This window comes from Kribbella koreensis (assembly GCF_039525325.1).
In the GTDB taxonomy this organism is placed as follows: domain Bacteria; phylum Actinomycetota; class Actinomycetes; order Propionibacteriales; family Kribbellaceae; genus Kribbella; species Kribbella koreensis.
Window position 1 is genome coordinate 211,145 of sequence record NZ_BAAAHK010000007.1, and the last position, 16,826, is coordinate 227,970.

18 protein-coding genes are annotated in these 16,826 nt (G+C 67.9%); 14 read left to right on the plus strand and 4 right to left on the minus strand.

Going from position 1 to position 16,826, the window contains the following annotated elements; all coding sequences use genetic code 11:
- Nucleotides 1–66 precede the first annotated feature (66 nt).
- Genes ABD116_RS14845 through ABD116_RS14860 form a run of 4 tightly spaced genes read left to right on the plus strand, consistent with a single transcriptional unit; the run spans nt 67 to nt 2,810 of the window.
- The gene (locus ABD116_RS14845) at nt 67–666 is read left to right on the plus strand and encodes a ClpP family protease (protein WP_343969159.1); all 600 of its coding nucleotides are present in this window, start codon (nt 67–69) and stop codon (nt 664–666) included.
- The gene (locus ABD116_RS14850; protein WP_343969161.1) at nt 663–1,298 is read left to right on the plus strand and encodes a ClpP family protease; all 636 of its coding nucleotides are present in this window, start codon (nt 663–665) and stop codon (nt 1,296–1,298) included. The genes ABD116_RS14845 and ABD116_RS14850 overlap by 4 nt, the downstream gene beginning before the upstream one ends.
- Nucleotides 1,295–2,023, plus strand: coding sequence for a PIG-L deacetylase family protein (locus ABD116_RS14855; protein WP_343969163.1), 729 nt, complete (start codon nt 1,295–1,297; stop codon nt 2,021–2,023). The genes ABD116_RS14850 and ABD116_RS14855 overlap by 4 nt, the downstream gene beginning before the upstream one ends.
- Nucleotides 2,024–2,078: 55 nt before the next feature.
- Complete coding sequence (locus ABD116_RS14860; protein ID WP_343969165.1) at nt 2,079–2,810, plus strand: alpha/beta fold hydrolase; 732 nt, start codon at nt 2,079–2,081, stop codon at nt 2,808–2,810.
- 58 nt (nt 2,811–2,868) lie between these two features.
- On the opposite strand, the gene ABD116_RS14865 is transcribed toward ABD116_RS14860, so the two are convergent.
- Entirely contained in the window at nt 2,869–4,191 is a 1,323-nt protein-coding gene (locus ABD116_RS14865) for a C1 family peptidase (protein WP_343969167.1), read from the minus strand.
- A 123-nt stretch (nt 4,192–4,314) separates the two neighbouring features.
- Here ABD116_RS14865 and rpsR point away from each other — a divergent pair, with 123 nt between their 5' ends.
- Entirely contained in the window at nt 4,315–4,554 is a 240-nt protein-coding gene (gene rpsR / locus ABD116_RS14870) for a 30S ribosomal protein S18 (protein WP_343969169.1), read from the plus strand.
- Between the two features lie 11 nt (nt 4,555–4,565).
- On the opposite strand, the gene ABD116_RS14875 is transcribed toward rpsR, so the two are convergent.
- Entirely contained in the window at nt 4,566–5,207 is a 642-nt protein-coding gene (locus tag ABD116_RS14875; protein ID WP_343969171.1) for a response regulator, read from the minus strand.
- Nucleotides 5,204–6,592 carry a PspC domain-containing protein gene (locus ABD116_RS14880; protein ID WP_343969173.1) on the minus strand — a complete coding sequence of 463 codons (1,389 nt, stop codon included), beginning with the start codon at nt 6,590–6,592 and terminating at the stop codon, nt 5,204–5,206. The genes ABD116_RS14875 and ABD116_RS14880 overlap by 4 nt, the downstream gene beginning before the upstream one ends.
- Before the next feature lie 193 nt (nt 6,593–6,785).
- Here ABD116_RS14880 and ABD116_RS14885 point away from each other — a divergent pair, with 193 nt between their 5' ends.
- The 9 genes from ABD116_RS14885 to ABD116_RS14925 all read left to right on the plus strand — a co-directional run bounded on the left by ABD116_RS14885 (nt 6,786) and on the right by ABD116_RS14925 (nt 15,812).
- The gene (locus tag ABD116_RS14885) at nt 6,786–8,195 is read left to right on the plus strand and encodes a PspC domain-containing protein (RefSeq protein WP_343969175.1); all 1,410 of its coding nucleotides are present in this window, start codon (nt 6,786–6,788) and stop codon (nt 8,193–8,195) included.
- Entirely contained in the window at nt 8,195–8,374 is a 180-nt protein-coding gene (locus ABD116_RS14890) for a hypothetical protein (protein WP_343969177.1), read from the plus strand. The genes ABD116_RS14885 and ABD116_RS14890 overlap by 1 nt, the downstream gene beginning before the upstream one ends.
- 142 nt (nt 8,375–8,516) lie before the next feature.
- Entirely contained in the window at nt 8,517–8,717 is a 201-nt protein-coding gene (locus tag ABD116_RS14895) for a cold-shock protein (protein ID WP_343969179.1), read from the plus strand.
- Nucleotides 8,718–8,819: 102 nt separating this feature from the next.
- On the plus strand, nt 8,820–9,971 hold the full coding sequence (locus ABD116_RS14900) for an L-histidine N(alpha)-methyltransferase (protein ID WP_343969181.1): 1,152 nt from the start codon (nt 8,820–8,822) through the stop codon (nt 9,969–9,971).
- On the plus strand, nt 9,968–10,732 hold the full coding sequence (locus ABD116_RS14905; protein WP_343969183.1) for a hypothetical protein: 765 nt from the start codon (nt 9,968–9,970) through the stop codon (nt 10,730–10,732). Before ABD116_RS14900 ends, ABD116_RS14905 begins: the two co-directional genes overlap by 4 nt.
- Before the next feature lie 56 nt (nt 10,733–10,788).
- Nucleotides 10,789–12,792, plus strand: a complete 2,004-nt coding sequence (locus ABD116_RS14910) for an outer membrane protein assembly factor BamB family protein (protein WP_343969185.1) — start codon at nt 10,789–10,791, stop codon at nt 12,790–12,792.
- 55 nt (nt 12,793–12,847) lie between these two features.
- On the plus strand, nt 12,848–14,107 hold the full coding sequence (locus ABD116_RS14915) for an ABC transporter substrate-binding protein (RefSeq protein WP_343969187.1): 1,260 nt from the start codon (nt 12,848–12,850) through the stop codon (nt 14,105–14,107).
- Nucleotides 14,108–14,187: 80 nt separating this feature from the next.
- Entirely contained in the window at nt 14,188–15,003 is an 816-nt protein-coding gene (locus tag ABD116_RS14920; protein ID WP_343970959.1) for a carbohydrate ABC transporter permease, read from the plus strand.
- On the plus strand, nt 15,003–15,812 hold the full coding sequence (locus tag ABD116_RS14925) for a carbohydrate ABC transporter permease (RefSeq protein ID WP_343969189.1): 810 nt from the start codon (nt 15,003–15,005) through the stop codon (nt 15,810–15,812). Before ABD116_RS14920 ends, ABD116_RS14925 begins: the two co-directional genes overlap by 1 nt.
- On the opposite strand, the gene ABD116_RS14930 is transcribed toward ABD116_RS14925, so the two are convergent.
- Nucleotides 15,809–16,771 carry an LLM class flavin-dependent oxidoreductase gene (locus tag ABD116_RS14930; protein ID WP_343969191.1) on the minus strand — a complete coding sequence of 321 codons (963 nt, stop codon included), beginning with the start codon at nt 16,769–16,771 and terminating at the stop codon, nt 15,809–15,811. The two genes, ABD116_RS14925 and ABD116_RS14930, sit on opposite strands and share 4 nt — an antisense overlap.
- Nucleotides 16,772–16,826: the final 55 nt, after the last annotated feature.

Genomic DNA, 16,826 nt, shown 5'->3' on the forward strand with positions numbered 1-16,826 from the left:
TGAGAGCAGACCTGCTGCCAGCAGAAAAGCTGGGGTGAGGGGCGGCCGGGTGGCCATGGTGGGTACATGGCGGATGACCAGAAGACTCCCATGTTCAACGAGCAGACCCGGCAATCGTTGTACCGGCAGCGGATCGTCGTCCTCGACGGCCAGCTGACCGACGACAACGGGACCCTGCTCGCCACCCAGTTCCTCACCCTCGCGGCCGAGGACCCGTCGACCGACATCTCGCTGTGGATCCACTCGGTCGGCGGGTCCGTGCCGTCGATGCTGGCGATCCGGGACGTGATGCGGCTGGTGCCGTGTGATGTGTCGACGGTGGCACTCGGGCTGGCCTGTAGTGCGGGGCAGTTCCTGTTGTCGGCCGGTACGCCGGGCAAGCGCTTCGCGCTCCGGCATGCGCGGGTGCTCATGCACCAGGGGTCGGCCGGGATCGGTGGCTCGGCGGTGGAGATCGAGATCCAGGCGAACGACCTGCGGCACATCCGCGACACCGTGCTCGGCCTGGTCGCGGCCGATACCGGGCAGTCGATCGAGACGGTCTTCGACGACTCGCTGCACGACCGGTGGTACACGGCCGAGGAGGCCCGGACGTACGGGTTCATCGACCATATCGTCGAGACGTTCGACCAAGTGATGCCTGTCCAGGTAGGAGCGAGCGCATGAGCTACATGATTCCCAACGTGATCAGCCCGCACCCGCGCGGCGAACGCATCATGGACGTCTACTCGCACCTGCTGACCGAGCGAATCATCTACCTCGGTACTGCGATCGACGCCGGCGTCGCCAACGCGCTGATCGCCCAGTTGCTGCACCTCGAGGCGGACAAGCCGGAGAGCCCGATCAACCTCTACATCAACTGCGAGGGCGGTGACATGACGGCCATGCTCGCGATCTACGACACCATGCAGGTCATCAGCGCACCCGTCGCGACGTTCTGCGTCGGCCAGGCGATCGCGGCCGGCGCAGTACTGCTCGCCGCCGGAGCACCTGGCGAGCGGGCGATCCTGCCGCACGCGCGCGTCGTACTGCACCAGCCCGGCGCAAGCGGTCGAGGCACCATCCCCGACCTGATCCTGCAGGCCGACGAGCTGGTCCGCGTCCGCAGCCAGCAGGAGGCGATCCTGGCGGCCCATACCGGGCAGTCGATCGAGCGCCTGCGCCACGACACCGACCGCGACCACGTCCTCACCGCCCAGGAAGCCTGCGACTACGGCATCGCCGACGAGGTGATCCAGCACCGCAACCTCAAGCGCACTCCTGCTCTGACGGCGACAGGAGTTAAGGTCACCGCGTGACCGTGCCGACTGCGAATCCCCGTCCTGACAGTGAAATCGAGCGCGTGCTGGTGGTGTCCGCGCACCCCGACGACGTCGACTTCGGCGCCGCGGGCACGGTCGCGCTGTGGACCAAGGCGGGGATCGAGGTCAGCTACTGCGTGGTGACGGACGGCCAGGCCGGTGGGTTCGAGACCGACCGCGACCGCGCCGAGATGCCGCTCGTACGGAGGGCAGAGCAGACCGCCGCGGCCGCCCAGGTAGGGGTCCACGACCTGCATTTCCTCGGCTACCAGGACGGCTACCTCGAGCCCACCCAGGACGTGATCCGCGACATCACCCGGGTGATCCGCCAGGTCCGCCCGCAGCGGCTGCTCTGCCAGTCGCCCGAGCGGAACTGGTCCCGGCTGCCCGCCTCGCACCCCGACCACCTGGCGGCCGGCGAGGCCACCGTCCGCGCGTTCTTCCCCGCCGCCGGCAACCCGTTCGCCTACCCCGAGCTGACCGAGGAGGCGTGGACGGTCGGCGAGCTGTGGCTGATCGCGCATCCCGAGTTCAACCACTACGTCGACATCACCGACACCGTCGAGCAGAAACTCGCCGCCGTGATGGCCCACACCAGCCAGCACGCCGACCCCGGCACCCTGATCCCCCGGGTCCGCACCATGCTCAACCACAATGCCGAGCGGGCAGGCTTCCCCGAGTCCCACTACGCCGAGGCCTTCACCGTCATCCGTCTCGGCTGATCGCCTGTGGATAAAGGATTTGCGGTGGGAGGGGGTGGGGCGGGAGGCTCCGGGGGTGATTTCTCATCGGGTGGTTGGGGACGGGCCGGCTGTGCTGTTGGTGCACGCCGGGGTTTGTGATGCGCGGATGTGGGAGCGGCAGATCGAGGATCTGCGGGTCGACCATCGGGTGATCACGGTGGATCTGCGCGGGTACGGCGAGACGCCGCTCGAGGGTGGGGCGAAGTACGCCGATGCCGCGGACGTGCTCGAAGTCCTCGATGAGCTGGGGGTGTCCGTCACGAAGGCCGTCGGGTCTTCCTATGGCGCGTACGTCGTGCTGCAGGCGGCCAGTCGGGCGCCGGAGCGGTTCGAGCGGCTGGTGCTGATGTCACCGCCGGCCGACAACGTGGTGCCGACCGATGACTTCCGGGCGTTCGCGGCCGAGGAGAACGCGCTGCTCGAAGCCGGGGATGTCGACGGGGCGACGGAGCTCAACGTGCGGACGTCGGTGGGGCCGGAGGCGGACGACGCGGCGCGCGAGCTGGTGCGGGTGATGCAGCGGCATGCGTTCGAGGTGCAGTTGGCGGCAGGCGAGGTGGACGCCGACGAATGGGAGGTCGGTGGGATCACGGCGCCGATCAGGCTTTTCACTGGTGCGCATGAGCTGAAGTTCTTCGGCGCTTGCGCGGAGTACCTGACCGAACTGCTGCCGAACGTCGAGCACACCGAGCTCGCGTGGGCCGGGCATCTGCCGTCGCTGGAGCGGCCGGAGGAGATGACGGCGCTGATCCGCGCGTCGCTCTAGCGCCGAAACGGCGAACGGCCGGCGCATCGATGCGCCGGCCGTTCGGAAGTACAGGTGATCAGTCGGCGAGGGCGCCCATCGGGTCCCAGGCCGGGAGGACGATCGGGGCCTCGTCGAAGCGGGCCTGCAGGTCGGCCGGCAGGGACGACTTGCGGACGGCGATCTCGAAGACGTGCTCGGCGTACCAGGAGTCGTTCATCGTCCAGAAGCCGTTGTCGGCCTTCTCGTCGCCCCAGCTGTTCTCGACCCGCCAGCGGCGCGGCTTGCCGTCGACCAGGTCGACCCCGGTGAACAGCATCGCGTGCGTCATCAGCGTCTCGTGGTGCAGCAGCCGCTCGGCCTTGTCGAGCGAGAACTCGGTGTCGTAGACGGCGCCGAAGTCGTACAGCGCGGCGTCCCAGTAGCCGAGGTCGGCCGACATCTGCTTGCCGACATCGCACCCGAACCAGACCGGCTCACCGGCCACGATCGCGTCCTGGGTGAGCTGCTTCATCAGGTCGATCTCGACGTTCAGGTAGACCACCGGCGGCGCGTCGATGACGTTGCCGAGGTAGTCGACGGTGAAGGTCTTGCCGACCGGGCTGGACTCGCGCGGGTCGTGCACGATGCAGACGTAATCGTCGACCGGCAGGGTCACGTACGCCGCGGCGAACTCGGCGGGCGTCGTCCAGCCGTCGCGGTGGAAGCCCTTGTCGCTGTCCTTCCACTGCCACAGGAACTTCTGCGGCGGCGTGCCCAGGTGGATGCTCAGCACCCGGTGGATCGTGGTCAGCAGCTCCTGCTTGTGCGCCCGCTGTGCCTCGGCGCCCTCGATCTTGCGCAGGTCGCGCGCGCCCTGCCGGAGCAGCTTGCGGAGCGAGTCGTTCATCTGCGCGGTGGCCGACGAGCTCTCGGTCTCCGGCATCGCGGTCTTCGGCACCAGGCCGTGCTTGCGGACCAGCGCGACGAACATGTTCCACTGGCCGCCGTCACCGATCGGGTCGGACAGCAGGTGCGCCACGGTCCGGTCGTCGACATCGCGATCGGCGGTGTCGATCATCGCCTCGAGGAAGAAGTTGGCCCGCTCGAACTTGTCCCAGAACAGCAGGTAGTTCTGGGAGAACTCGAAGTCCTTCACGCCGAGCTTGGCGGCGGTCCCGGCCCGGAGCAGGTTCAGGCCGGCGAACAGCCAGCACCGGCCGCTCTTCTTCTGGTTCGTCACCTTCCAGTCGTCCAGCAGGTTCGACACGGAATGGTCGATCGAGGTGACGATCTGGCGATCCAGGGCGATCTTGGCGATCGGTGTCTCCGTGACGGCGTTCTGCATCACCCGGTACTGCGGGTTCGACGCGAACTCCTTCTCGAAGAGCGCGAGCTGTTCGGCTGTGAGATTCCGCTCCATGAGAGTCGACGGTATAACAGTCCCAAAGCCCGCTGCGCCCCTGTCGGGGTGGCGAATCTGTGCCCTGGCCACAACTCGCCACGCTATTTGAAAACGATTGTCAATAGTATGTAAGGTGTGACGATGGCACAACGTGGCAAGCCCGCCGGTCCCCGCAAGCCCAAGCAGAACCCGCTGCACAAGGTCGAGTTCGTCGACTACAAGGACACGGCCCTGCTCCGCAAGTTCATCTCCGACCGCGGCAAGATCCGCAGCCGCCGGGTCACCGGGCTCACCGTCCAGCAACAGAAGCAGGTTGCCCGGGCGATCAAGAACGCCCGGGAGATGGCCCTGCTCCCCTATGCCTCCACCGGCGGCCGCTGACCGTCAGACCTTCAGACCAGCCGGCGGTCGGTGGCCCAGCGGGTCAGTTCGTGCCGGTTGGACAGCTGGAGCTTGCGCAGTACCGACGAGACGTGGGTCTCGACCGTCTTCACCGAGATGAACAGCTCCCGGGCCACTTCCTTGTAGGCATAGCCGCGAGCGATCAGCCGGAGCACTTCGCGTTCGCGCTGGGACAGCCGGTCGAGGTCCTCGTCGACCGAGGCGATGTCGATGGCGCCGGAGAACGCGTCCAGGACGAAGCCGGCCAGCCGCGGTGAGAAGACCGCGTCGCCGTCGGCGACCCGGCCGATCGCGTCGACCAGCTCGGTGCCGCTGATGTTCTTGGTGACGTAGCCGCGGGCGCCGGCCCGGATCACGCCGATCACGTCCTCGGCCGCGTCGGAGACCGACAGCGCGAGGAACTTGATCTCCGGGTGCCGCTGGTGCACCTGCTTCATCACCTCGGTACCACCGCCGCCGGGCAGGTGCACGTCGAGCAGCACCACGTCCGGCTCGGTCCCGACGATCGCCTTGACCGCGGACTCCACGTCGGCGCCCTCGCCGACGATCTCCACCGAGGCGCCGATCTCGCTGCGCACGCCGGCCCGGAACATGTCGTGGTCGTCGATGACCACCACTCGCCTCTGTGTCATCTGTCCATCTCCAGTCGCACTTCGGTGCCTGTCTCCGGGTTCGACCGCACCGTTGCGCGGCCGCCGTGCCGTTCCATCCTGCCCATCACGCTGTGCCGCAGCCCGAGCCGGTCCTCCGGCACCCCGTCGGTGTCGAAGCCCCTGCCGCGGTCCCGGACGAACATCTCGGCCCGGTCCCCGTCCACCTCGACGAACACGTCGATCTTGTCAGCTCCGGAGTGCTTGGCGGCGTTGACCATCGATTCGCGCGCCGCCCGGACCATCGCCGACAGCCCCTCGGTCAGGTCGCAGTCGCCCACGGTCACCACCTCGACCGGTACGCCGTGGGAGTCCTCCACCTCGGCAGCGGCCCGCTTCGCCGCTCCGGCCAGGGTCTGGTCGGTGTTGTCGTCCTCGTCGTACAGCCAGGACCGCAGATCGCGCTCCTGCGACCGAGCCAGCCGTACTACGGCCCGCGGGTCGTTCGCCTGCTTCTGGATCAGGGCCAGCGTCTGCAGCACCGAGTCATGCAGGTGCGCGGCCATGTCGGCCCGCTCCTGCGACCGCACGCGCTCAGCACGCTCGTTGTTGAGGTCACGGCTGAGCCGGTGCACCCACGGCCCCGCGATGACGCCGATACCGACCACTGCGAGCAGCAGGGCGACCAGTACGTCGCCGACCATTGACAGCCGGCCGTTCTGCACCAGGAAGACGGTGACTGCGGTCCCGATCAGGATCAGGCCGACAGCGACCCGGATGACCGACTTCCAGCCACCCTTGCCGAACAACGTGTTGAGCGTCGGGGCCTTGCCGACCCACGCGTTGCGCTGCCCCTCGTCCGCCTGCCGCCAGATCAGCGCCAGACCGGTACCGGCGAACACCAGCGGCCAGAACATCTTGCCCGCGACGCCGAACCCGGCCACGTTGAGCAGCAGCAGCACGCCGATGCCGACGACGACCAGCGCGGTCAGCTGGCCGCGACTCTTCTCCTTGCGCCGCTCCTTGCTCGGTGACGCGATCGGAGGCACTGGGGTCTCCGGGCGCATCCCATTGCGAGTGGCAGCGGCCAGACCGGGTGCGTTGGGGCCGGTCGACACTTCGAGCGGCATGAGGAACCAGAGCGCGGCGTAGATGAGTACGCCGAATCCGCCGAAGACTGTGGCGCCGATGAAGACCAGGCGGACTACGGTGTCGGACACGTTGAGGTGATCGGCGATGCCGCCGGCCACGCCACTCAATACGCGGCCTTCGGCTCGCCGATAGGCGCGGCGTACCGGTGGGGGCTCGTTGCCAGGTGGCGGCTGCTGCTGCGCTCCAGGGGGGCTGTACGGCGGCCCCGGGGCATACGAACCGCCGACCGGGCCCGAGGACCCGCCCGGAGGCGCGGTTGCAGCTGGTTGTGTCATCCCCACGATCGTCACATGCCAGCAGGCCGCGCACCAGCAGGCTTCTCCCCGGTTGACTCCTCAACGGTCACTCGCTGCGCTCAGGGTCGGCCCGGGGTGAACCCCTAGCCGACTGTTGCCGACCGGCGACCCGGGGTCGGCAAAGGGGGATCCCCGATGTTGCCGCAGGCCCGGAGGGGACACTATCGATGGCATGGAGCAGAACTCGAGCGGGGGATTCGACCGCGACCAGCTGAAGGATGTGCAGAGCTGGCGCCGTAGTCGGTCGGACCGGATGCTCGCCGGAGTCTGCGGCGGCATGGGCCGCGCACTGAACGTCGACCCCGTGCTGATCCGGGTAGTGATGGCAGTACTGATCCTCAGCGGCCCGGGCATCATCTTCTACATCGCGGCCTGGGTGCTGATGCCGGACGAGGGCAGCGACCGCTCGGCCGCGCAGGGGGTGCTCGGTGACCGGGTACGTCCCGACCACCCGTGGCTGTGGCCGGTGGTGATCGGTGTCTGCGTGTTCTCCGCCATCGCGCTCATGTCGTCCTTCAACTTCGGCAAGCTGGTTCCCGGGCCACTGGTGGTGCTCGGGCTGCTCTGGCTGTTCGTGTTCCGCCGCAAGGGCCGCAGCCACTGGGGGCACCGCAATGCCGCTTGGGGCGAGCGCAGCGCCGAGCGGGCCCAGCGCACCGTCGAGCGCGTCCAGCGCCACGCCGAACGGCACATCGAGCGAGCACAGCGGCACGGCCACCACGGCACTCAGTGGGCCCAGCAAGCCGCCCAATGGAGCGCAGCCAACCGCCCGCCGACCGGTGCAGCCGGAGCAGGCGCGCCTAGCGCGGCCAGCGCAGACGGCCCGCAGGATGCCTCCGCGGACCAGCGAGCCTCGGCCGCACAGCGACCCCAGGACCGAGTGACCGAGCCGGTACAGCCTGTCTGGACCGAGGACGACCCGCTGGGCCTGTACGTCGACGAGGCACCCACCACAGCTGCGGCCACCTGGCCGCCCGCTGCTCCCCCGGTCAAGGGGTACCGCGGCATCAAGCCAGTAGTCGTCCTGCTGTCCGCCGCCGCGATCGCCATCGCCTGGCTGTCGGGCGCACCGACCACCACGATGCTGGTGATCGGGCTGGCCACCCTCGGTGCCGGCATGCTGATCGGTGGCTTCCTGGGCAAGACCATCGGCCTGCTGCCGCTCGGAATCCTGCTCGCGTTCGGCATCGCGGCCAGCACCGTCTTCCCGCACGTCCCCCGCGACTTCGCCGACGTGAAGTTCGTCGCCACCCCGGCGGACTCGATCGACGCCGCCAGTACGACGTACCGGTTCGACGCCGGGTCGGTGAAGCTGGACCTGACCAAGGCGGTCTTCAAGCCCGGCGCCAAGGTGTTCGTCGACGGCGGGGCCGGCGAGGTCGTCGTCAAGCTTCCGCCGAACGTCGACGTCACCGGCACCGTGAAGGCCGACACCGGCCAGGTCGATGCTTTCGGCAAGGTCAAGGGTGGGCACACTGCTGACATGGCGGTGAGCGATCTGGGCGTCGACGGCAAGGTGAGCCAGCAGAGCGTGGTGCTCGACCTGCACGTCAAGCTGGGCAGCATCAAGGTGGAGCGCTGATGAGGAAGATCAAGCCGGACGTACCGGGCATCATCGCCGGCACCGTGCTGACCGGCGGCGCCTCGATCTGGATCCTCAACGACAACGGCGTGGTCCAGACCGACGACGTCGGCCTCACGGCCGCCCTGCTGCTGGTCGCCGCGGGCATCATCGGCCTCGCCGCCTCCCACCGAGGCTGATCGGTCCACCGCGGCTGATCCTCACACGGCTCCACCACGGACTGGGTTAGTCTTGTTGACCGCTCGATCAACCGGTTCACCGGTGGCCGGGCACCCGAGGAGCCCGGTCAGCGGGTTCCGTTGAAGGTCTACAGGAGTTGTGATGGTGCGCGGCACCGTGAAGTGGTTCAACGCCGACAAGGGCTACGGCTTTCTCGCCGTGGACGGCCAGGACGACGTGTTCGTCCACTGGAGCAAGATCGTCACCGACGGGTACAAGACGCTCGAGGACGGCCAGCAGGTCGAGTTCGAGGTGGTCGACGGACCCAAGGGCCGCGAGGCCGACGCGGTCCAGACCCTCTGAGACAGGCGCTCCGGTCCGGGGCGGCGCGACAGCCCTTTTCCACACCTGCGCGGAGCGTGGGCAACCGGTAACCTGACCTCTCACTGTGGGAGGGGAAGCGAAGTGACCGACGAGCCGGTGCACGTGATCCGGAAGCTCGAGCAGGCGTTGCGCGACGACGACTTCGCCTGGTCGCTGATGCTGGTCGGCGAGGACCAGACCGACAAGCTCGCGACGCTGACCGGCGACCTGCGCGGACCGCACTCGGAGACCGGTGACGGCAAGCAGATCACCTCCGGCTTCTCCTACTGGGGGATCGGCCCGACGATCGCCTGGTCGAACGCGACCAACGACCCGTTCTACCTGGTGATGAAGGCCGGCGCCGAGTCGTTCCTGCGGCACTGGCGCAAGGTCCGGCCGCACACCGACAGGACCGGTTTCCACTTCGTCAGCCTGGGCGTCGGTACCGGCGTGAAGGACCGGACGATCCTGGCCGACATGTACCGGAAGAACCGGGACATGTTCTACATCCCGGTCGACATGAGCTCGGAGATGCTCCGGATGGGAACGCTGGAGCCGGTCCGCGGGCTCGGCTTCCCGATGGCGCAGGTGCTGCCGGTCCAGCTCGACTTCTCGATCGCGGACAACATGAGCGAGCTCGGCCAGATGCTGGCCCGGCTGGTCGGCGACGAGCCGATCCTGTTCACGCTGACCGGCAACACGCTGGCCAACTTCGAGAGCGATCTGGAGCTGCTCGGCACGATCACCCGGATCCTGCGCCCGCAGGACCGGCTGCTGCTCGAGGTCGCCAGCACGAGCAGTCTCGACCAGACGGCGGCGGATGCGGCCGCCGATGAGTACCAGCAGACTCGTGCTTTCGCCGAGTTCGTCACCAGTGCGCTGCGGTACAACACGGATCTGCGGATCGAGGACGGGCTGATCGACTACCGCGGCGAGGTGGAGACCGACGACGCGCTGCTGGTCAAGATCGTCTGGCAGAACAACACCTCCGAGTCGATGACGATGGGGTTGCCCGACCACACCGAGGTCACCCTCAAGCCCAACGACACGATCCTGCTCTACACCACCCGCAAGTTCTCCACCGAGCGGCTGAAGAAGATCACCTCCGAGTGCGGCCTGACCGCGATCGAACACGCCCACTCCGGCTTCCGCTACGCCCGCCGCCCCAGCCCCTTCGGCCTGGACCTGTTGCTCCTGGCCCCCGAAGGCGCCGAAATCCCCAACCTCCTCGCTGAAGACATCTGGTCCCAGTGACCGAGGGTCCCGCCGGTACTCCGAACCGCGCCGAGGGCGCGGTTGGCGAAGGTGATGCCGACGGGGTGGATGCGGAGCCGGCGGCCGGTGATGCGATCGCCGATGCGCCGGTTCGGCGGGCGCGATGGCGGGTGCTCGCCCGGCTGCGGCTGCTTGCCGGGGCGTTGCGCGTCTCCAGCAGTGATGCGCGGTGGGCCGGGTACCGGCGGGTGATCGTCACCTGGGTCAGCTATGGGTTGCTGGCACTGGCGTTCGTGTTGGGGGTGATCTGGTTCTTCTGGCCGGACAACAGCCGGTGGGAGCCGGCGGTCAACTCGCTGACCCTGGTCGCCGGACTGACCGGCATCTTTGTCGAGCGGCTCAGTGCGGAGGCGGAGCGGCGTACCGGCGTACTGCGTGCCGTGGCCGACGAGCTGCAGGAGAACACCCGCCTCCTGTCCGACGAGCGCTTCTCCCCCAAAACCCCCACCCAACGCCAGGTCTACCCACGGCTCGTCGTCTCCGCCGTCGACCTCGCGCTCGTCTCCGGCGCCCTTGGCCGGCACCGCGACGCCGAGCTCGTCACCCTCCTGCACCGCTGGCGCGACACCGTCCACCTGTTCAACCGCCGCCTCGACCTGACCGAGATCAGCACCTTCTCCAACACCATCTCCGCCGCCGAGCTGGCCGCCTTCCACCGCGCCCTGACCCGCGAGAACAGCTACTTCGCCGCTACCCGCGAAATGCTCGAAACCCTGCTGAGCCGCCTCCCGACCCCCTGAGCCTCTACGCTTTCGGACAGGACCGTTATTGCCCCCGCCCCACGGGAGGTCACCCCATGCGAGCACTCCTGACTGCTGCCCTCGCCACCCTGCTAATGGTGCCCCTCGCGACCGCGCAGGCAAGCGAGCCACCACCACCGACCCCCGTCTCCCTGGGCATCCCCCTCTCCGACGTACTCCTGATCGGCGGCACCGTCGCCCCCGGCCCGGTCCCCGGCAAGGCAGCCATCTGGAACGTCTCCACTGGCAAGCCCGGCTACCTGAACGCCATGGACCCGGCCACCGGCGCCAGCCTCGTCTCTGCCCCGCTGGAAGGCGCCGATTCCGGCTACGCCGTCACCGCCACCCCCGACGGCTCCATCTACGCCGGCACCTACAGCAACGGCCACCTCTACCGCTGGCGCCCCGGCATGGGCGACACCGTCGAGGACCTGGGCCGGCCAGTCGCCAGTGAGAACTACATCTGGAGCCTGACCTCCGACGAGCAAGGCAACATCTACGGCGGCACCTTCCCCGGTGGCAAGCTCTTCCGGTACGACGCCGCGACCGGCGCGGTCCGCGACTACGGCCAGGCCGTCCACGGTCAGACGTACGTCCGCAGCATCGCCTACGCGAACGGCAAGGTCTACGCCGGCACCAACCCCGACGCCCACCTCGTCGAGCTCGACCCGGCCACCGGCACAGTGTCCGAAGTCCCTTCCCCACCAGGGATTCCGGACATCAGGAACCTCGCCATCTACGACCTCGCCGCCCGCGCCGGCAAGCTCTACGCGCGCTTCAGTACGGCGTACCCGGCCCCGCTCTGCGTCTTCGACCTCGCCACCCGCACCTGGACCGACCAGATCCCCGCCGCCCACGGCCTGAACATCTCACCGGTCGGCGACCAGGGCGAGATCTACCTGATCCAGCAGGGCGAGCTCAAACGCTACGACCCGGCAACGAAAGCCCTGACCGGAACCGGCCTGACCTTCACCGGCCGGATCCAGAACGCCCGCGCGATCGGCTGGGCCGAGCTCGGCCTGCCCGACTACCCGGGCAAGAGCATCGTCGGCACGCTGTGGCGCGGAGAGCTCTTCCGCTACAACCCGCAGACCGGCAAGTCCGACATCATCCAGTCCGCCGTACGCCGGGAGCCGATCGAGATCCTCTCGGTTGCCGGTGGCAAGCAATCGGCCTACGTCGGCGGCTTCCTCAACGGCGGCGTCTCGGTCGTCGACCCGCAAACCGGCGCGGCCACCTTCAACCGCTTCTCCCAGACCGAGGCCGTGATGGAGGCCTCCGACGGCCGCGTCTGGATCGGCAACTACCCCGAGGCCCGCGTCTACTCCTACGACCCACGCCAGCCGTGGAGCAGCCCGGAGTACTCGCCCGGACCACCCGGCACGCCGGACAACCCAAGACTCGAAGTCAACATGAAGGCCGACCAGCAGATGCGCGCCCGGGCCTTCGCCGAGGTGGACGGCAAGATCGCCATCGGCACCGTCCCCGAGGGCGACCGGCTCGGTGGTGCACTCGCCATCCACGACCCGAAGACCGGTACCACCCGGACCTTCCGCAACGTCGTCCAGGACGAGAGCATCTTCGGCCTCACCGCCGACCACGGCATCGTGTACGGCGGAACGTCGATCACCGGCGGCCTCACCACGACTCCCCCGACCCGGGCCGAGGGCACCGTCTTCGCCTGGGACGTCCGCAACTCCCGCAAGCTCTGGGAGACCCCGATCGCGGGCGCCGGCACGGTCAACTCGGTCGCGATCGGCCCCGACGGCCTGCTCTGGGGCGTGGCCGGCAAGACGATCTTCGCCGTCGACACGCTGCGCGGCCGGCTCAAGCGCCGCTTCGACGTCGGCACCACCACGGCCGGCGGCGACATCGTCGCGACCCGGGACGCCCTGTACGCCGGGATCGACGGCACCAAGCTCTACAGGCTCACCCCGTGGCAGCGCACTCCACCCGCTGTCTGGCTGACGCAGGCCAACCGGCGGATCGCAGTACGCGGTGACAGCCAGTTACTGGTCACAACCGGAGCACAGCTTTTCAAGATCGACCTTAATCGTTGACAGCCGAAATTCCTTCCCAGTAGTTTCGGCCTGGACCGTTATTAGAGGGGGTCCGATGAGAACCAGCGTCAACCGCATCCTGGCACCGCTCGCCGTGCTGGCGGTGGCGGCCTCGATCACGTCCTGCGGCGGCTCCGACGAGCCGTCGTCGTCAAGCACCGTCACCGTCTGGATGTATCCGGTGATCGGCGACCAGTTGGCCGGCGACGCCTACTGGTCGCAGGTCGAGAAGGATTTCGAGGCGGCCAACTCCGGTACCGACCTGAAGATCGAGCAGCAGCCCTGGGCCGAGCGCGACCAGAAGCTCGCCACCGCGTTCTCCGGCGGCAAGGGCCCGGACGTCGTGGTGCTGAACCCAGACCAGATCCCGCAGTACGTCGCGAACGGCTCGCTGTCGCCGGTCGACAAGGTGATCGATCCGGCCAAGAGCAACTTCCTGCCGGGCGCTCTCAACGCACTGACCGTCGACGGCAAGATCTACGCCGCGCCGATCTACCACACGGTCACGACGACGATCTACAACAAGAAACTGCTCGACAAGGCCGGGATCACCACTCCGCCGCAGACCTGGGACGAGATCAAGGCGGCCGCGCCGAAGCTCAAGGCGGCCGGCGTCGCGACACTGGACTACTCGGCCTCGCCGAGCGCGACGATGAACCTCAACTTCTACCCGTTGCTGTGGCAGGCCGGCGGCTCGGTCTTCTCCGAGGACGGCAAGAAGGCGACCTTCAACGAGGCGCCCGGCGTCGAGGCGCTGACCTTCCTGACCAGCCTGTACAACGACGGCGCGATCCCGAAGGGCGCGCTGACCAACGCCAACCTGGTCGCCGACGCGCCACTGGGCAAGCAGCAGGTCGCGATGGGCTTCGCCAACACGCTCGCCGACGCCAAGACGGTGGAGACCACCTGGGGCGCGGGCAATGTGGTCATCGGCCTGCCGCTCAAGAACAAGAAGCAGGTCGGTTTCGGGCTGCCCGGCGGACTCGGCGTGAACGCGGCGTCGAAGAACGTCGCCGGCGCGGAGAAGTTCCTGTCCTTCATGATCGATCCCAAGCAGGTGGTCAGCCTCGGCACGGCGTCCGGCTTCCTGTCCCCGCGGACCGATGCGAAGGTGCCGGCCAAGGATGCCGAGGCGGCCAAGTTCGCCGACGCCTTGCAGTACGCCTTCCCCGGCCAGCCGAATCAGGCCGCCCGGCAGGTGAACGCCCTGCTCGCGGTCGAACTGCAGGCCGCGCTGACCGGTAAGAAGACTCCTCAACAGGCTCTGGACGACGCAGCGAAGCAGGCGAACGACCTGCTGTCGCGACAACGGTGAACTCGCGGGGAGGGCGCGCGGCAAAGACGGAGGGAGGCCGCGCGACCTCCCCGCTGGCCGGGCTGTTGTTCGTGGCGCCGATGCTGGTGCTGTTCGTGGTCTTCCGGTTCGTACCGGTGGTCGGCGCGTTCCTGCTGTCGCTGACCGACTACCGGCTCAACGGCCAGTGGTCTTTCATTGCCTTTGACAACTACTCGCGACTGTTCGGCGACCAGCTGTTCCGCGACAGCCTGCTGGTCACCCTCACGTACGCGCTGATCTTCGTGCCGTTGACCGTCCTGCTCTCCCTCGCTACCGCGCTGCTGCTGCACCAGGTGGTCTGGAGCCGCGGCTTCTTCCGGGGCGTCTTCTTCCTCCCGTACGTGACCAGCATCGTGCTCGCGGCCGTGCTCTGGAAATGGATCTACAACGTCGAGGACGGCCTGTTCAACGGCGTCCTCGGACTCGTCTCCCTCGGCCCGTACGACTTCCTCGGCAACTCCTCGTCGGTGCTGCCGTCCATCGCGGTCACCTCGGCCTGGAAGGGATTCGGCTACTCGATGCTGATCCTGCTGGCCGGGCTGCAGGCGGTGCCGCAGTCCTACCTGGAGGCGGCGACGATCGACGGCGCCGGCCGCTGGCAGCGGTTCCGGTACATCACGCTGCCGCAGTTGCGGCCGATCCTGTTCTTCGTGCTGGTGATCGAGACGATCGGCGCGTTCCAGGTCTTCGACGCGATGTACGTGATGACGGCCGGCGGCCCGGTCCGGTCGAGCTACTCGCTCGTGTACTTCCTGTACGACTCGGGCTTCAAGTTCTTCGACTTCGGCTACGCGAGCGCGATCGGGCTGGTGCTGTTCCTGATCGTGCTGGTCGTCTCGCTGGTCCAGCGTCGCTTCGTGGGGAGGGACGACTGATGCGTCCCGCCCGGCTAACTATGCCGACCCTGCTCGCGCTGACCGCGATCGTGACGATCGTGCCGTTCGCCGCGATGGTGCTGGTCGCCTTCGCGCCACCGAGCGGCCAGACCTTCCCGGGTGCGCTCGATCCGTCGCGCTGGACCTGGCAGAACTTCTCCGACGTACTGTCCAGCTCGGACATCCCACGCTGGACGATCAACTCGCTGGTCTACTCGCTCGTCTCGGTGCTCTTCATCCTGCTGTTCGCGGCGATGGCCGGCTACGCCTTTGCGAAGAAGCGCTTCCCAGGACGGGAGCTGATGTTCTGGGCCTTCCTGGCGACGCTGATGGTGCCGTTCCAGGCGACCCTGATCCCGTCGTACATCCTGGTCGCGAAGCTCGGCTGGGTGGACGGGTACTGGGGTCTGATCGTGCCGACGCTGGCCAACTCGCAGGCCGTCTTCCTGATGCGGCAGTTCATCAGCCAACTGCCGGACGAGTTGTTCGAAGCTGCCGAGCTCGACGGAGCGTCGGAGTGGCGGACGTTCACCATGATCGTGCTGCCGCTGGTCCGGCCGGCGCTGGCGACGCTCGGCATCTTCGTCTTCCTCTGGCACTGGAACGACTTCCTCTGGCCGTTGGTGATCGGTCAGTCGGCGCAGATGCAGACCTTGACGGTCGGGTTGGCCAGCCTGCAGACCGAGGCCGTCCCGATCAACCAGGTGATGGCCGGCGCGACCATCACCGTCGTCCCGAGCCTGCTCGTCTTCGGGCTGCTGCAGCGGTACCTGACCGACAGCATCGCCATGACGGGCCTCAAGAGTTAGAGGTTTCCGAAGGCCTCGATCGCCTTCAGCGCATCGGCTTGCGGCATGCCCGGCGGCTGGATCCGGAGGATGATGCCGTCGGCACCCAGCTCCTCGTAGTGCTGGATCCGTTCGGCGCACCCGGCCGGTGAGCCGATGATGCTGCGGGCAGCGATGTCGTCCCAGCCCTGGGTGTAACGCGACGCGTCGGCCGACGTGCGCTTCCAGCCGGTGTAGGCGTCGTACAGATCCCGCAGCGGCTCCTCCAGCGCCTGCCGTGCTTCCTGCGAGGTCTTCGCCGCGAATCCTTCCCGGCAAACGATCACTTCAGCGCCGAGCGTGCCTTCGCCTCTTTCGTACGACCTGTACTCGGCGATCTTGCCGGGCAGGTCGGCGTCCAGCTCGTTGAACGAGGTCGTCCAGCCGTCGCACATCCGGGCGGTGCGCTCGAGCATCGCGGAGACGCGCCCGCCGTTCCAGATCCGCGGGCGTGGGTTCTGCACCGGCTTCGGCGACAGGAACGCCTCGTGGATGCTGGTGAACTTGCCGTCGTACGTCACCTCGTCCTCGGTCCACAGCCGGGTGATGATCTCCAGGCACTCCTCGAACCGCGCCACCCGCTCGGCCTGCGTCACGCCGTACAGGGCGAACTCCTCCGGCCGGTAGCCGAGCACGAACCCCGCGGTCAGCCGCCCGCCCGACAGCACGTCGAGATGCGCGAGCGCCTCGGCCAGTACGACGGGCTGGTACAACGGCGCGACGATGCCGGCGGTCGCGATGCCGATCCTGTCGGTCTTCGCGGCCAGCCAGGTCGCGGAGGTGAGGATCTCGTGATAGCCAGGACGGTACAGGTGGCGTTCACCGAGGACGACCCATTCGAAGCCGGCCTGCTCGGCCAGGCGAGCCTGCTCGACGCCGTCCTCCAGGGAGGGTCGATCCGCCTCGTCGCCGTACAAGTTCAGATAGAGGCCCAGCCGCATGGATGCCGCCTTTCGTCATTGACATCAACCGTGTCAGATACTTACGGTCTTGACC

Bases quoted from the DNA above. Each gene is read 5' to 3' on its own strand.
- ABD116_RS14915 (WP_343969187.1), top strand. From the start codon at position 12,848: ATGAGAACCAGCGTCAACCGCATCCTGGCACCGCTCGCCGTGCTGGCG.
- ABD116_RS14880 (WP_343969173.1), bottom strand. From the start codon at position 6,592: ATGACACAACCAGCTGCAACCGCGCCTCCGGGCGGGTCCTCGGGCCCG.
- ABD116_RS14845 (WP_343969159.1), top strand. From the start codon at position 67: ATGGCGGATGACCAGAAGACTCCCATGTTCAACGAGCAGACCCGGCAA.
- ABD116_RS14920 (WP_343970959.1), top strand. From the start codon at position 14,188: ATGCTGGTGCTGTTCGTGGTCTTCCGGTTCGTACCGGTGGTCGGCGCG.
- ABD116_RS14885 (WP_343969175.1), top strand. From the start codon at position 6,786: ATGGAGCAGAACTCGAGCGGGGGATTCGACCGCGACCAGCTGAAGGAT.
- ABD116_RS14925 (WP_343969189.1), top strand. From the start codon at position 15,003: ATGCGTCCCGCCCGGCTAACTATGCCGACCCTGCTCGCGCTGACCGCG.
- ABD116_RS14850 (WP_343969161.1), top strand. From the start codon at position 663: ATGAGCTACATGATTCCCAACGTGATCAGCCCGCACCCGCGCGGCGAA.
- rpsR (WP_343969169.1), top strand. From the start codon at position 4,315: ATGGCACAACGTGGCAAGCCCGCCGGTCCCCGCAAGCCCAAGCAGAAC.
- ABD116_RS14865 (WP_343969167.1), bottom strand. From the start codon at position 4,191: ATGGAGCGGAATCTCACAGCCGAACAGCTCGCGCTCTTCGAGAAGGAG.
- ABD116_RS14930 (WP_343969191.1), bottom strand. From the start codon at position 16,771: ATGCGGCTGGGCCTCTATCTGAACTTGTACGGCGACGAGGCGGATCGA.
- ABD116_RS14895 (WP_343969179.1), top strand. From the start codon at position 8,517: ATGGTGCGCGGCACCGTGAAGTGGTTCAACGCCGACAAGGGCTACGGC.
- ABD116_RS14890 (WP_343969177.1), top strand. From the start codon at position 8,195: ATGAGGAAGATCAAGCCGGACGTACCGGGCATCATCGCCGGCACCGTG.
- ABD116_RS14910 (WP_343969185.1), top strand. From the start codon at position 10,789: ATGCGAGCACTCCTGACTGCTGCCCTCGCCACCCTGCTAATGGTGCCC.
- ABD116_RS14875 (WP_343969171.1), bottom strand. From the start codon at position 5,207: ATGACACAGAGGCGAGTGGTGGTCATCGACGACCACGACATGTTCCGG.